At 50.0% G+C, this 228-nt stretch carries 1 rRNA gene; it reads right to left on the bottom strand.

From position 1 onward, the window contains the following. Positions 1-228 (bottom strand): 23S ribosomal RNA (locus tag SB772_RS46415); the annotation flags it as partial.

The raw sequence follows: 228 nt of genomic DNA, 5'->3' as shown, positions 1-228 counted from the left end.
CCTCGCTGTTTTCGCCTACGGGGCTATCACCCACTATGGCCGCACTTTCCAGAGCGTTTGGCTAACAACGAAGATAAAGAGTACAGGCTGATCCCATTTCGCTCGCCACTACTTTGGGAATCTCGGTTGATTTCTTTTCCTGCGGCTACTTAGATGTTTCAGTTCGCCGCGTTCGCTTCACATGACCTATGTATTCAGTCATGGATACTCCATACGGAGTGGGTTTCC

It is taken from the genome of Paraburkholderia sp. SIMBA_030 (genome assembly GCF_046535245.1).
Lineage (GTDB): Bacteria > Pseudomonadota > Gammaproteobacteria > Burkholderiales > Burkholderiaceae > Paraburkholderia.
Note: the sequence above shows the minus strand (reverse complement) of the source record. Positions and strands in the feature narration are given on the sequence as shown.